This window comes from Mycobacterium sp., from assembly GCF_019247615.1.
Classification (GTDB): domain Bacteria; phylum Actinomycetota; class Actinomycetes; order Mycobacteriales; family Mycobacteriaceae; genus Mycobacterium.
Genome location: NZ_JAFBAT010000013.1, coordinates 1 through 13,081 on the forward strand (window position 1 = coordinate 1; position 13,081 = coordinate 13,081).

The 13,081-nt window shown below is 65.7% G+C and carries 15 protein-coding genes; 6 read left to right on the forward strand and 9 right to left on the reverse strand.

What is annotated here, in order from left to right; all coding sequences use genetic code 11:
* Positions 1-112 precede the first annotated feature (112 nt).
* Entirely contained in the window at positions 113-958 is an 846-nt protein-coding gene (locus JO059_RS00835; protein WP_293313955.1) for an SAM-dependent methyltransferase, read from the forward strand.
* 11 nt (positions 959-969) lie between these two features.
* Here JO059_RS00835 and JO059_RS00840 read toward each other — a convergent pair whose 3' ends face one another.
* Complete coding sequence (locus tag JO059_RS00840) at positions 970-1,818, reverse strand: glycoside hydrolase family 16 protein (RefSeq protein WP_293313958.1); 849 nt, start codon at positions 1,816-1,818, stop codon at positions 970-972.
* Positions 1,819-2,078: 260 nt separating this feature from the next.
* On the opposite strand from JO059_RS00840, the gene JO059_RS00845 reads away from it, so the two are divergent.
* The 3 genes from JO059_RS00845 (at position 2,079) to JO059_RS00855 (ending at position 3,109) form a co-directional block, all read left to right on the forward strand.
* The gene (locus JO059_RS00845; RefSeq protein WP_293313961.1) at positions 2,079-2,276 is read left to right on the forward strand and encodes a hypothetical protein; all 198 of its coding nucleotides are present in this window, start codon (positions 2,079-2,081) and stop codon (positions 2,274-2,276) included.
* A gap of 111 nt (positions 2,277-2,387) precedes the next feature.
* On the forward strand, positions 2,388-2,900 hold the full coding sequence (locus tag JO059_RS00850; RefSeq protein ID WP_293313964.1) for a hypothetical protein: 513 nt from the start codon (positions 2,388-2,390) through the stop codon (positions 2,898-2,900).
* A gap of 8 nt (positions 2,901-2,908) precedes the next feature.
* The gene (locus tag JO059_RS00855) at positions 2,909-3,109 is read left to right on the forward strand and encodes a hypothetical protein (protein WP_293313966.1); all 201 of its coding nucleotides are present in this window, start codon (positions 2,909-2,911) and stop codon (positions 3,107-3,109) included.
* A gap of 97 nt (positions 3,110-3,206) precedes the next feature.
* Here JO059_RS00855 and JO059_RS00860 read toward each other — a convergent pair whose 3' ends face one another.
* Positions 3,207-3,884, reverse strand: a complete 678-nt coding sequence (locus tag JO059_RS00860) for a cutinase family protein (protein WP_293313969.1) — start codon at positions 3,882-3,884, stop codon at positions 3,207-3,209.
* A gap of 130 nt (positions 3,885-4,014) precedes the next feature.
* Between JO059_RS00860 and JO059_RS00865 the strand changes: the two genes are divergently transcribed.
* Complete coding sequence (locus JO059_RS00865) at positions 4,015-4,695, forward strand: class I SAM-dependent methyltransferase (RefSeq protein WP_293313972.1); 681 nt, start codon at positions 4,015-4,017, stop codon at positions 4,693-4,695.
* Here JO059_RS00865 and JO059_RS00870 read toward each other — a convergent pair.
* Genes JO059_RS00870 through JO059_RS00880 form a run of 3 tightly spaced genes read right to left on the reverse strand, consistent with a single transcriptional unit; the run spans position 4,676 to position 7,768 of the window.
* Positions 4,676-5,752 (reverse strand): prenyltransferase, encoded by a 1,077-nt coding sequence (locus JO059_RS00870; RefSeq protein WP_293313975.1) that lies wholly within the window; start codon positions 5,750-5,752, stop codon positions 4,676-4,678. The genes JO059_RS00865 and JO059_RS00870 overlap by 20 nt on opposite strands.
* A complete protein-coding gene (locus JO059_RS00875; RefSeq protein ID WP_293313978.1) occupies positions 5,739-6,518 on the reverse strand; it encodes a methyltransferase domain-containing protein in 780 nt (259 codons plus the stop codon). Before JO059_RS00875 ends, JO059_RS00870 begins: the two co-directional genes overlap by 14 nt.
* A complete protein-coding gene (locus JO059_RS00880) occupies positions 6,512-7,768 on the reverse strand; it encodes a glycosyltransferase family 4 protein (protein ID WP_293313981.1) in 1,257 nt (418 codons plus the stop codon). The genes JO059_RS00875 and JO059_RS00880 overlap by 7 nt, the downstream gene beginning before the upstream one ends.
* 394 nt (positions 7,769-8,162) lie before the next feature.
* On the opposite strand from JO059_RS00880, the gene JO059_RS00885 reads away from it, so the two are divergent.
* Positions 8,163-8,822: a DUF1906 domain-containing protein gene (locus tag JO059_RS00885; RefSeq protein ID WP_293313991.1), complete on the forward strand. Its 660-nt coding sequence runs from the start codon at positions 8,163-8,165 to the stop codon at positions 8,820-8,822.
* Between the two features lie 7 nt (positions 8,823-8,829).
* On the opposite strand, the gene JO059_RS00890 is transcribed toward JO059_RS00885, so the two are convergent.
* From JO059_RS00890 to JO059_RS00905, 4 genes are all read right to left on the reverse strand, one after another.
* Positions 8,830-9,720 carry an alpha/beta fold hydrolase gene (locus JO059_RS00890; protein WP_293313984.1) on the reverse strand — a complete coding sequence of 297 codons (891 nt, stop codon included), beginning with the start codon at positions 9,718-9,720 and terminating at the stop codon, positions 8,830-8,832.
* A 183-nt stretch (positions 9,721-9,903) separates the two neighbouring features.
* Complete coding sequence (gene katG, locus JO059_RS00895) at positions 9,904-12,150, reverse strand: catalase/peroxidase HPI (protein ID WP_293313986.1); 2,247 nt, start codon at positions 12,148-12,150, stop codon at positions 9,904-9,906.
* A gap of 48 nt (positions 12,151-12,198) precedes the next feature.
* Positions 12,199-12,603, reverse strand: a complete 405-nt coding sequence (locus JO059_RS00900) for a Fur family transcriptional regulator (RefSeq protein WP_293313988.1) — start codon at positions 12,601-12,603, stop codon at positions 12,199-12,201.
* A 205-nt stretch (positions 12,604-12,808) separates the two neighbouring features.
* Positions 12,809-13,081, reverse strand: a 273-nt coding sequence (locus JO059_RS00905) for a L,D-transpeptidase (protein WP_293313989.1), incomplete at its 5' end; no start/stop codon positions are given.

A 13,081-nucleotide genomic window follows, 5' to 3' on the forward strand; every position in this document is an offset into this window, starting at 1 on the left:
AGCTCGGCACACCCGACGCCAACCTTCCGCCGCCCCAGACTCGCGTGGTAACCGCCGCCTGGCTCGCCGGCGGGAAGGCCGGCCAGTAGGGGCGAATGCTATAACGCAACGTATGACAGGCCCGGGGCACACGATCACCCACGTTTCGGATACCGCCCGATGGACGGCGTTGCATCGGGCAACCGAGTCCGCCCGGCCCGACGCCTTGTTCCACGACCCGCTCGCCGAACGGCTGGCCGGTGAACACGGCCGCGCGATCGTCGCCAAGATCCCGCGATCAACTCGCAACGGTTGGTGGCTCGTCTCCCGCACCAAGCTCATCGACGACGCCATCGCCCGCGCCATCGCCGACGGCTGCGACCGGGTGCTGAACCTCGCCGCCGGGCTGGACACCCGCCCCTACCGGTTGGCACTACCGCCGGAGTTCACGTGGGTGGAGGCCGACCTTCCGAAATTGATCGCGGAAAAGACGCGGCTGCTTGCCGAGGAGGAACCGCGATGCCGGTTGACCCGGGCCGCCGTGGACCTCGCCGATCCCCGCGCCCGCGACGCCTTCCTCGACGAGGCGCTGGACGGCGCGTCCAGAGCAATGGTCGTGACCGAAGGGTTGTTGATGTATCTCGACGACAGCGATGTCGTCGCGCTGTCTCGGGCGATCAAGCGACCCGAGGTCGGGTGGTGGATGCTCGACTTCGCGTTGCCGGGCCTGAAGACGATGATGAACAAGAAAATGGGGGACCTGTTGCAGAACGCGCCGTTCAAGTTCGCGCCCGCGAACGGCTTGGCATTTTTCGAAGACCTCGGCTGGCGCACCGTGGAAGCGGAAACGTTGTTCCAGGCCGCCCGCCGCTTCCGCCGGCTGCCGGCGTTCATGCGCCCGCTGGTGTGGCTACCGCAGCCGGATCTGCGTAGGCCCGGCAACGGGCGCGGGGGCGCCTTCGCACTGCTGACCCACTGAGGCGGGGTGGATTACCAGACGCGAATCCAGTCGACCAGCATGTCCGCGGGGTAGCTCCCCGGCCCCGGATCGCCGCCGCCGGAACCGGCAACAGCCAGATTGAATACCGGAAACACGGTGTAGCCGGGGCCGTTGAACGGCCAATCGGGAAGGGAGCTCGCCGGCACGTCGAAGTAGGGTTGCGCGCCGTCGACGTAATCCTTCCAGAAGCGGATGCCGGCCGCGTCCCATTGGGTGCGCCACGTGTGCCAGGCGCTGTCCACCGCGATGTTGTGGGTCTTCCACTCTCCGCCGTTCGCTTTCGCGTGGACGGTGGTGGCCGAGGGCCAGTTGCCGTTGCCGTACCACTCCATGACGTCGATCTCGCCCTGGTCGTCGTTGCCCAGCCAGTATGCGGGCCAGGCACCGGCCGTGAGGCAGTTCAGCTTGATCCGGGCTTCCCAGGTGTGGCCGACACCGCCCCGCCACAGGCTTTGCACCTTGCCGCTGAAGTACGTGGGGCCGTCTTTGGCGGCGCGCAGAACGAGGTTGGAGTTGCCGTCGAGGAAGACGTTTTTACGGTCGTCCCGGTATTGCCCGATGTTCTCGGGACGCTCCCAGTACGTCGGGTCCTTGATGGTCTCGCGAGCCTTGGCCACCGCCCACTTGCCCGGATCGGGGGCCGAGCCGGCCGGACCGTCGAACTCGTCCTGGAAAATGTAGGTCCCGGTTTGGCCGCTGGGTGCGTCTGGCGGTGGCACCCGGCCTGGCGGCGCATCCTCTCGGGGCGGGTAGGCCCCGGCCTCGGCCACCGGCAGGGCGGCTGCCAGCACGCCGATTCCGGCCGTCAGCATCATGCGGCGGCGATCCATCTCCGGCATAAGCAAGGCACGATAGCAGCCGCCGCCGTACGGGACGAAACGGGAATTGTGTCGGTCGCCGCCGCTAACGTCTTGATCGCCGACGGCGCGGACCCGTCGGCGGCGGGTCGGTCGACGGGCAGTGAGTCGCGGATGCGGGCGAATTCACGGCTAATTCTCATCCTGAGGGATGGTTTGGTCTCAGATTTGCCGGGCATTCTCGAATTACGAACTCATAAAGTGCTGGCGGGTTTTGCAGGTCTCTCGGGAGGAGTGAAATCGTGGCTGAGCAATCGGGGGCGACGGTAATTTTCCTGGAGTCTCATCCGTTGTGGGCGGCTGCCAGGCGTCAAGAGGAGGAACGCCGCTCCTCGATGCGGCGCCATCCGTCCCATCTCCGTCGCGCCCGAGCCGCCGCCTCGGGCGAGCACATTGCCCGCAACTTCAAGGTGTATTCCGGCACCGACAGTCCGGCCTGAATTCACGCGAGAGCTTTGTGCATCTCCATAATTGACCGTTGGTCGACCCTGTATTGCCGTCCAGAATTCGGGATTTACACCTGCGTCGCCATCTACTACCCTATGTAGTAGATGATCTGGGAGGCGCGGATGATGCCCAACCAATTGGATCCATTTCCGGCGCGGCGCTTGAGCGCGGCCATGGTGGCGTTCGCAGCTGCGTTGGGTCTTCACGGGTTCGACCACCTGCGTCGCGGCATGGCGGCATCGCCGCCGCCGATCATGGTCGGCGGCTTAATCCAGGGACTATTCGTGGCGGTCGCAGCGGTGCTGGTCCTGAGCCATCACCGATGGGCTGGTCAAGCCGCAATCGTCTCGGGTTTCGGCAGCGCGCTGGTTTTCACCTACGCGCATCTGCTGCCCACATTTCTGCCGGGCTATCAGGACAGCTTCGTCTCCGGACCGCGCATCAACGTCACTTGGTTCTCGTGGCTCACGGCGGTCGCCGAGATCGCCGCCGGCCTGGTGCTCGGGTTTGCGGGTGTGCAAGCACGGCGGTGCGCTTCACCGAACCCGTCGGCCGTTGGGCGCTCCACAATTCCAGCGACGAAGCACTCCGCGGGCCAGAAGAACAGGACGGCATAATTCCCTACGTGCCGCGAACACACACAGCCAAGGCGCTCGCCAACCCGGCTCAGCCGCATAGCGCGCTCCTCAACGAATTGGAGCGCTACATCGAGGCCCACAATCCCGACGTCACCGACGTCAACGTGGTGAGCGCGACCGACACCGGGCAGGCGGACAAGAGCCACAAGCCGGTGCGCCACTGGTATCACGTCACCTACGAGTACTGAACAGTCGCCGGCTGAGGCGGGACAGTGCTCGATCGAGGGCGTACTGGAATGCCTGCCAACGGTCAAACTGCCCGGATCCAGCCTTCCGGGGCGGCCGTTACAGCTTGCTCGCGACGAAGTCTGCGGCCTGGTTCGCCATACCCGCGTTGATGTACGCGCTGGCGAGGTGTTCCGGCCAGTTTTCCTTCCAAGTGTTGGGATCGGCGGGGTTGCAGACCGGATCGGCACCGTGGCACAACTCGATGGTCTTGTCGTTGTAGATGGGGTTGAAGTTCGTGATCGGGCCAACCCACTGGCTGCCGTTGCCGAACAGTGCGACCGCCGCGACGTGCTGATCGATACCCGGCGGCAGCGGGCTGTCGAAACCGAACGCGCTGATGGGCGCCGCGAGCACCACGTCGGTAACGGCGGCACCCAGTGAGTAGCCGCCCAGCACCAGCCGGGTGTCCGGGCAGTTGTTGACCATGTCCTGGATGTGATGGCTCATGTCGTTGGCGCCGACGTCGATCTGCGTATCGGCGGGATAATTCACGGCGTACACGCTGATGTTCTTCGACACCTTGGATCGCAGCGCATTGATGAACGCGCTGCCGAGAGCACCGGTACCGGGCGATTCAAATCGGCCGCGCGCAAATACCACCTGCACCTGCGGACAGCTCGCGGCCGCCGCCCCCGGCAACCATGTCGGCACCTCGATGGTCGATGTCACGGCGGCCGCGATGACGACGGCGACCGCACCGACATCAACGAGCATGCGGATGAGCAGAGCGCGCACAGCACGATGGTAGAGCGATCGGGCCTAAGACGCTGGCCAGCGCAGAAGATCGTGTGATTCCCGGCAGCGTGCCGGGCGGGCCCGTCAACCACTCCGACGGCGCCCGGCAACGGATGGATAGGTTGAGCTGATGAGTCGCGCTGACCACAGTCCGATCGACCGTTTGTTCGCGCTGGCCGATCAGGTACGCGGGTTCATGCCGGCCGACGAGGGGCGCGCGCTGTACGAGGCCGCGCTCGCCCATCTCAACGGTGGTGTCGGTCTTGAGATAGGTACCTACTGCGGCAAGTCGACGGTGCTGCTCGGCGCGGCCGCTCAACACGCCGGCAGCCTGCTCTTTACCGTCGACCATCATCACGGCTCGGAGGAACACCAGCCCGGCTGGGAGTACCACGACGCCTCGTTGATCGATGAAGTCACCGGTTTGTTCGACACGCTGCCGACGTTTCGTCGGACGCTCGCTGCCGCCGGGCTGGACGACCACGTCGTCGCCATCGTGGGCAGATCGCCGATTGTGGCGCGGGTCTGGCGGACACCGCTGCAATTCCTCTTCATCGATGGCGGCCACACCGAGGCCGCCGCGACAGCGGACTTCGACGGCTGGGCCAAGTGGGTGGCCGTCGACGGCGCGCTCGTCATTCACGATGTGTTCCCCGACCCACGCGAGGGCGGCCAGGCGCCATACCGCATCTATTGCCGAGCGATCGATTCCGGTCAGTTCCGGGAAGCGTCAGCCACGGGCTCGCTGCGTGTGCTGAAACGCATCGGCGGCAGGCCCGGTGAGCAGATCGTCACCGGCCCGGCCCACTGACGACGCATTCGCAGTCGAAATCGACCTGCAGTCCCACCGGCAACCGGTCACCGCGAAAGATTCCACAGCCGGCGGTAGTGCCCGACAACGCGTCGGCCGCCAGAATCACCGCAGCCCCTGTCCACGTGGTGCGCTCCTCCGGCCACCGCTTCCCGTCGGCGAACACCAGGCCCGTCCAGTAGGAGCCATCTCCGTCCCGCAGGTGCTGCATGGCAGCAAATTGCCGATGTGCCGCGCTGCGGTGACCGATGGCTTCGAGCGCCATCACCAATTCGCAGGTTTCCGCGCCGGTTACCCACGGCCGATCGTCGACACAACGGATGCCCAGACCGGTGACCACAAAGTCTTCCCAGCGCCGCTTGATCCGGGCCGTCGCCGCGGGGCCGCGGAGCGCACCCCCAAGGATCGGGTAGTACCAATCCATTGAGTAGCGGTCCTTTTCGGCGAACGCCTCGGGATGCGCGGCGATGGCGTGGCCCAATCTGCCCAAGGCCAGTTCCCATTCCGGCTGCGGATCCCCGACGAGGGCGGCCAGCGCCAGCGCACACCGGATGCTGTGGAAGATGCTGGCGCACCCGGTCAACAGGGCCTCCGGAATCGGTCCGAGTTCGGTTCGTGCCCAGGCGATCTCACCCTGACCGAACTGCAAGTCGATGACGAAATCGACCGCCTTGCGCACCACCGGCCACTGGCGGGCGGCGAATGACCTGTCGCCGGTGACCAACACGTGGTGCCACACACCCGTGGCGATGTAGGCGCAGAAGTTGCTGTCGGAGTTGGCGTCTTCGATGGCGCCCGCACGGATCTGGATGGGCCAAGAGCCGTCCGGTCGTTGCGTGCGGCGGCTCCACTCGAACGCGGCCCGTGCCTCATCCAGCAGTCCGGCCGCGGTGAGCGCCATCGCGCACTCCACGTGGTCCCACGGATCGGTGTGGCCGCCGCCGAACCACGGAATGGCACCCGAGGATTCCTGCGCACCGGCTATCGACCGCGCGGTTTGCCGGCATTGGTCTGCCGTGAGGACACCCGGAACCGCAGGTGGGCTAACCCGATGCAACGGAGGATCCCGAATATCCCAGGACTGCTTCACTTTCCATTGCTTGCGGCTTGCTGAACTGCTTGGCGAAATACAGGACCACGCTCTTGCCCACGAGCGGGTTGAGCAGCGCCTCGGCCAGCCGCGTCAGCTTCGGCCGCCGCATCAGATCCCAGACCAGCAGCTTGTGGTAGGCGGCCACCGCGGGATGTTCCTCATTCGAGACGCCGACGGCGCATTTCAACCACCAATACGGCGAATGCAGCGCATGCGCGTGCTCGGTGTGTGTCAATGCCATTCCGGCACATGCCATCTTGTCCCGCAATTCGCTGGCCCGATAGATGCGCACATGGCCGCCGTCGTTGCTGTGGTATTCGTCGGAAAGCAGCCAGCACACCCGCTCCGGGAGCCATCGCGGCACGCTGATCGCCAAGGTGCCACCACATTTGAGGACCCTAACCAGTTCGGCGATGGCGGCGTCATCATGGGGGATGTGTTCCAGAATTTCCGATGCGATGACACAGTCGAATGTTTGGTCGCCGTACGGCAAGCTCAGCGCGTCACCGACCACCACCTCGGCCGAGGCGGCCGCCGGCGCCTCGCCCTGTTCAGCCATCGCGCGCAGGATCGTTGCTGCCGAACGCAATTCGGATTCATCGCGGTCGAAGGCGACGACGTCTGCACCTCGGCGGTAGGCTTCGAACGCGTGGCGGCCCGCCCCACAACCCACGTCGATGACCTTGACGCACGGCCCGATACCGAGTCGGTCGAAATCGACGGTCAGCACCGCTCATCACCCTCGGTGTTCGCGCGCCGCGCGATCGCCCGCTCATAGACGCGCACGGTCTGAGCTGCCACCGCTTCCCAACTGAATACGTCGACCGCGCGGTCCCGTCCCGCCTTCCCCATGGCGCGCCGCTTTTCCGGCGAATCCAGAAGCCCGCCGAGCGCGCGGGTCAGGGCGTCGACGTCGGCAGCGGGCACCAACTCGGCGCAGACGCCGTCGGACCCCAGTACTTCGGGCAGCGCGCCGACCCGACTGGCGACGACCGGGGTTCCGCTCGCCATTGCTTCCACCGCGGGAAGCGAAAAGCCTTCGTAGAGCGAGGGGATGCAGGCCACTTCCGCGGAGGCAAGCAGGGCTGCCAGCGCGTCATCCGAAAGCCGGCTGCTGATATGGACGATGTCGGAGATCCCGAGTTCGGCGATGAGTTTGTGCGTGGGGCCGTTGGGTTCCACCTTCGCGACGAGCCGCAACTCGAGGTCCCGGTTGACACGGGCTCTGGCAACGGCGTGCAGCAAGGTGCTGACCCCCTTGAGCGGGGTGTCGGCGCTGGCGATCGCGATGACGCGCCCCGGCCGCCGCGGTTGTGATCCCGGCTTGAACAGGTCGGTGTTCACGCCCAACGGCACCACATGTAGCTGATCCGGCGAGACGCCGAAGTCGGCGACGATGTCGGCGGCCGACGACGATGAGACAGTCAGCAGGTCCGCAATCCGGCGCGACACCTTTCTCTGCATCCTGGAAAACCCGTACCACCTGTGCACCAACGGCTTTCGCCACCAACGCGCGGCGGCCAGGTCGAGCACCCGATCCCGCGTGATGGGATGGTGGACGGTCGCCACCACCGGAAGCCCGGCCTCAGCGATGGCGAGCAGGCCGGTGCCCAGGCTCTGGTTGTCGTGCACCAGGTCGAAATCGTTCAGCCGGTCGGCCAACAGCCGGGCCGCCCGCAGGGTGAAGGTGCGGGGTTCGGGAAAGCCGGCCGTCCACACCGTCAGCAGTTCCAACAGGTCGATCCGGTCCCGGATCTCGCTCGGACGGGGCACCCGAAACGGGTCCGGCTCACGGTACAGATCCAGGCTGGGCACTTTCGTCAACCGCACCCGCGGATCCAGCAGTTCGGGATAGGGCTGGCCGGAGAAGACTTCCACGTGATGGCCGAGTTCGACCAGACCGCGGCTGAGATGGCGCACGTAGACGCCCTGCCCGCCGCAATAGTCCTTACTGCGATAGGACAGCAGGGCAATTCGCATACTCAACTCTTATCCGCTGATGAAACGCCTCGAAAGACAATTGAAAAGACCACTAAAAGGACCGCCCTCGGCCACCCCCCGTCCATCGCGATCAACGAACTCCCGGACTCCGCGACAGCAAACTGGACATGTGTCCGGACTATAGTTCGACGACCTAATCGATGCAACGAAGGCGCCGGGAGTGTGTTCGGGATGGAGGCCGCGTGCTTCATCGCCCGGAACGCACACCGAACGCCCGGCAGGCACCATTGGGCGGCTTTGTTACCATCGCGCGGTGCAGCGCGGACGATCGGTTTCACGTCGCGACGCCCTTAAATTCGCTGTAGCCCCGGTGTTCCTGGGCCTCGGGACGGCAGCCCTCCCGGTCACCGGTCCGCGGGCATGGGCCGCCGACATGCGGCTCATCGATTTCGCCGAGCGCAGGATCCCGCCCGAGGAGATCAAGGCCGCCGGTTACGGCGGGGTGGTGAACTACGTTTCACAATCGCGGCCGGGCGCGAACTTCCAGGCGAAGCCCATCACCCGCGAATACGCGGACGCGCTGCGGGCCGCGGGTCTACAGATCGTGAGCAATTTCCAGTACGGCAAACCGGGCTGGCCGGACCCGTCGGACTACACCCGTGGGTACGACGGCGGCGTGGCCGACGCGCACACGGCCCTGCAACTGCACAATGCGGCAGGCGGCACGGCCTCGGCGCCAATCTTCTTCAGTGTCGATGACAACATCGACGAAGCCGCGTGGAATGGCCCTGCGGTGCAATGGTTCCGGGGAATCAACTCCGTGCTGGGCGTGGCCCGCACCGGCGTGTATGGAGACGCCCAGGTATGCGGATGGGCGATCCGAGACGGCGTGATAGGAAACTCGAGCACTCCCGGCCACCGGTGGGCCTGGCAAACCAAAGCGTGGTCGAACGGAGCCCGAGAGCCGGCCGCGGTGCTCTATCAGGCCGTGGTGAACAGCCCATCGAACCCAGGTCCGCTCCTCGGCGGCATCAACGTGGACGTCGACGAGGTACTCGCGCCCGACTTCGGCCAGTGGGATCTTCCGCGCTGATGTGCCTCTACATCCCCAGGTGTACCGACCTGTCACCGTTCCTCTTGGGGGTCGCCGACGGGGTCGTCGACGCTATGAAGTTCTCCAGGATGTCCGCCACCGCCGATGGAGCTTCCACATGAGGAAAGTGCCCGATTCCGTCCAGCACCTCGAGGCGACTGCCCTCCAGCGCATCATGGGCAGCGTATGCGTGGGCCACGGGAATGATCCGGTCCTGGGCGCCCCAGATCAGCACGACGGGCATCCCAGCAGTGAGGTGGATCTTGTTCAAAGCGCTGACCGCCTGACCGCGGTAGTCCACCACTGAGCGCAATGTCCGCAAAAAGGCTTGGCGGGTCCGTCGATCGGACAGCGAGGAGTAGGCGTGCCACATCTGACCGGCTCGCGGCGACTGAACCCCGGCCGAGGTCAGCCAGGAACCCAGCTTGTTCCCGAGGTTCAGCACCGGCTGTGGTGCGACGGCGGGCAATACGAACTCGGCGCCCGGTGCAGACAGGATCCGCAGCACGGGGCTGAGGTCGGGCCCGAGGCCACCACTGCCGATGAGAGCCAGCCGCTCGCAATGCTCCCGGTGCTGGTGGGCGAACTGCATCGCGATGCCGCCGCCGAGAGACTGCCCGATTACCGTTGCCCGATCCACCCCGAGTTCGTCGAGCAGGTCGCGCAGAAAGACGGCGAAGGCTCCCAGCGAGTAGTCGCCACGCGGTTTCGCGGACATGCCGTGGCCGAGCAGGTCCGGCGCGATGACGCGGTATTTCTTTGACAGCTGCGGAATGATCGCATGCCACGTCGCGGAGCTGCCGGCCATTCCGTGTATCAGCAATACGGCAGGGCCGTCGCCGGCATCCCGGTAGGCGATCCGGTCTCCGTGAAGTTCGAGATACTTCAATTCGCTCATGTCACCGTTTACCCAGCCTCGGTAGTCGGACGCATCGGCCATTGGCCCCGGTACTCAACTTACGCCTTCGTAGGTTACCCATGGGTAATAATAATATGGCTGGCCTCAGGGTGCGCTCGAAATACCCGCCGCCCCGCGAGTCGGTAGCTCGCGGGGCGCCGGTGCGTTATCGAATTCCGACTGTTACTTGAGGTCGAACCGGTCGGCGTTCATCACCTTCACCCAGGCCGCGACGAAGTCCTCGACGAACTTCCCCTGGTTGTCGTCCTGGGCGTAGACCTCGGACAGCGCGCGCAGCACCGAATTGGACCCGAACACCAGGTCATTGGCGGTGGCCGTCCACTTGCGCTGACCCGTGGAGCGGTCGATCACCTCGTAGACGTTCTCCGCCGACTCCGACGACTTCCACTCGTAGCCCATGTCGACCAGGTTGACGAAGAAGTCATTGGTCAACGCGCCGGGCCTGTCGGTGAACACGCCGTGCTTGCTGCCGCCGTGGTTGGCGCCGAGAACACGCAAACCGCCGATGAGCACCGTCATCTCCGGACCACTCACGCCCAGCAGGTACGCCCGCTCGAGCAGCAACTGCTCGAGCGGTGCCTTCTCGCCGGGACGGATGTAGTTCCGGAACCCGTCGGCCCGCGGTTCGAGGACGGCGAACGACTCCACATCGGTGTTCTCCTGCGAGGCGTCGGTACGCCCGGGCGCGAAGTGCACGGAGATCTCGTAGCCCGCGTCCTTGGCCGCCTTCTCCACCGCCGCCGAACCGGCCAGCACGATCAGATCGGCCAGGGAGATCTTCTTGCCACCGGATGCGCCGCTCGATGCCGAGGCGTTGAAGTCCTGCTGAATCTTCTCCAGCACGGGCAGCACCTTGTCCAGCTCGGACGGTTCGTTGACCTCCCAGTTGCGCTGCGGCTCGAGGCGCAGCCGCGCCCCGTTCGCACCACCCCGCTTGTCGGTGCGCCGGTAACTTGACGCCGCCGACCACGCCGTCTTCACCAGCTGGGGAACCGACAGGCCCGACTCGAGCACCTTGCTCTTCAGCGCCGCGACGTCGTTCTCGTCGACCAGCTCGTGGTCGACGGGCGGAACCGGGTCCTGCCAGAGCTGCGGTTCGGCGACCCATGGGCCGAGGTAGCGGGTGATCGGACCCATGTCGCGGTGCAGCAGCTTGTACCAGGCCTTGGCGAAAGCGTCGGCCAGCTCCTCGGGATGGTCCAGCCAGCGCCGCGTGATGTCCCGGTAGATCGGGGACTCGCGCATCGAGATGTCGGTGACCAGCATCGTCGGTGCGCGGCCCGGGCCGCCGAACGGGTCCGGGATGGTTCCCGCACCGGCGCCGTCCTTCGCGACGAACTGCCACGCATCGCCGGGACTCTTGGTCAGCTCCCACTCGTAGCCGTAGAGGGTCTCCAGGAAGGTGTTGTCCCACTTGGTGGGCGTAGGCGTCCACACCACCTCCAAACCACTGGTGATGGCGTCCTTACCCACGCCGGTGCCGTACGAGCTCTTCCAGCCCAGCCCCTGCTGTTCGATCGGCGCGGCCTCCGGCTCGGGACCCACCAGGTCGCCGGGACCGGCACCATGGGTCTTGCCGAAGCTGTGCCCGCCGACGATGAGCGCGGCGGTCTCTTCGTCGTTCATCGCCATGCGGCCGAACGTCTCGCGGATGTCGATCGCCGCGGCCACGGGATCGGGCTTCCCTTCCGGGCCTTCGGGATTCACATAGATCAGGCCCATGGTGGTTGCCCCGTAGGGTTGGGCGAGATCACGCTCTCCGGAGTAGCGCTTGTCGGTGCCCAGCCAGGTGTCCTCCTCGCCCCAGAGGATCTCTTCGGGCCCCCAGACGTCCTCGCGGCCGAATGCGAAGCCGAAGGTCTTGAATCCCATGGATTCCAGCGCGCAGTTGCCCGCGAAGATGATGAGGTCGGCCCAGGAGATCTTGTTGCCGTACTTCTTCTTGACCGGCCACAGCAGCCGACGGGCCTTGTCCAGGCTCACATTGTCCGGCCAGCTGTTGAGCGGGGCGAAGCGCTGCAGCCCCTGGCCGCCGCCGCCGCGGCCGTCGAAAATGCGGTAGGTGCCCGCGGCGTGCCAGCTCATCCGGATGAAAAGGCCGCCGTAGTGGCCGTAGTCGGCGGGCCACCAGTCCTGTGAGGTGGTCATCACCGAGATCACGTCCGCCTTGAGCGCCTCGACGTCGAGCGTGGCGAACTCCTCGGCGTAGTCGAAGTCTGCGCCGTAGGGGCTGGCCTGGGGGTTGTTCGGGTGCAGCGTCGAGACGTCGATCTGGTCGGGCCACCAGTCCCGGTTGGTCAGGGGCGCATGGGATTTGGGCTTGGGCGAGGGGATTGCCGGGTTTTCGCTCTCGCTGGCGCTGGCCGTTTTGTCGTCGTGGGGTGGGCGACTTTCAGAGATATCGGACACGGCGTTCCTTTCCGGTGGTGAGTGATGCGGCTGCGATCACGGGAGTGATCAGGAATCTGCGGTCGAGCAATCGGGGCACAGGCCCCAGTAGATGACTTCGGCCTCGTCGAGAACGAAGCCGTCCAGGACGTTGTTGTCGTCGGACGGGGTCAGACACGGCGCCTCGCCGACGGCACAGTCGATATCGGCGATCACCCCGCAGGAGCGGCAGACAACGTGGTGATGATTGTCGCCGACTCGCGACTCGTAGCGCGCAACGAGGCCCAACGGCTGGATGCGTCGAACCAGGCCCGCCGCGGTGAGCGCATTAAGGACGTCGTACACGGCCTGGCGCGAGACGTCGGCCAGGCCCGACCGCACCGCCGCGAAGATCGTCTCGGTGTCGGCGTGCGGGTGAGCGTCCACGGCTTCCAGAACGGCTGTCCGGGGCCGGGTCACTCGGAGATCGGCCATCCTCAGTCGTTCCGCGTGGTCCGGCGCCGTTGAGGACACAGTGCAAATATGCCACTTATCTGGATCGAGTCAAGACTCAACCGGCGGGACGACGCAAGAATAGGGGATGAACAAAGCGGTAGGTGGCCCGAGTGGGCGTGAGTGGCCCGAACCACGTTGCGCCGAAGGAAAACTCCGCGCGGCCGGAGACGGACCTACCAGGACTTCACGGGGCCGGCTTGAGGGCGCTGCCCCCTCGCCACTGATCCCAGCTGAGCGTCCAGTCGCCGTTCTGCGCCACAGTCAACGCAGGCCCGCCGCTGTTGCGCACCTCGACCACGTCACCGGGTAGCGAGAAGTCGTAGAACCATTTGGCGTTGTCGGCGTTGAGGTTCAGGCACCCATGCGACGTGTCCTGATGCCCCTGGGCCCACACCGTCGCGTCGAGCTCGTGGAGATATATGCCGTCCGTGCTGATCTTGGTGGCGTAGTTGATGGT

Coding starts and splice junctions, on each gene's coding strand:
- JO059_RS00835 (WP_293313955.1), top strand. CDS start 113: ATGACAGGCCCGGGGCACACGATCACCCACGTTTCGGATACCGCCCGA.
- JO059_RS00840 (WP_293313958.1), bottom strand. CDS start 1,818: ATGCCGGAGATGGATCGCCGCCGCATGATGCTGACGGCCGGAATCGGC.
- JO059_RS00850 (WP_293313964.1), top strand. CDS start 2,388: ATGATCTGGGAGGCGCGGATGATGCCCAACCAATTGGATCCATTTCCG.
- JO059_RS00865 (WP_293313972.1), top strand. CDS start 4,015: ATGAGTCGCGCTGACCACAGTCCGATCGACCGTTTGTTCGCGCTGGCC.
- JO059_RS00880 (WP_293313981.1), bottom strand. CDS start 7,768: ATGCGAATTGCCCTGCTGTCCTATCGCAGTAAGGACTATTGCGGCGGG.
- JO059_RS00885 (WP_293313991.1), top strand. CDS start 8,163: ATGCGGCTCATCGATTTCGCCGAGCGCAGGATCCCGCCCGAGGAGATC.
- JO059_RS00890 (WP_293313984.1), bottom strand. CDS start 9,720: ATGAGCGAATTGAAGTATCTCGAACTTCACGGAGACCGGATCGCCTAC.
- JO059_RS00900 (WP_293313988.1), bottom strand. CDS start 12,603: ATGGCCGATCTCCGAGTGACCCGGCCCCGGACAGCCGTTCTGGAAGCC.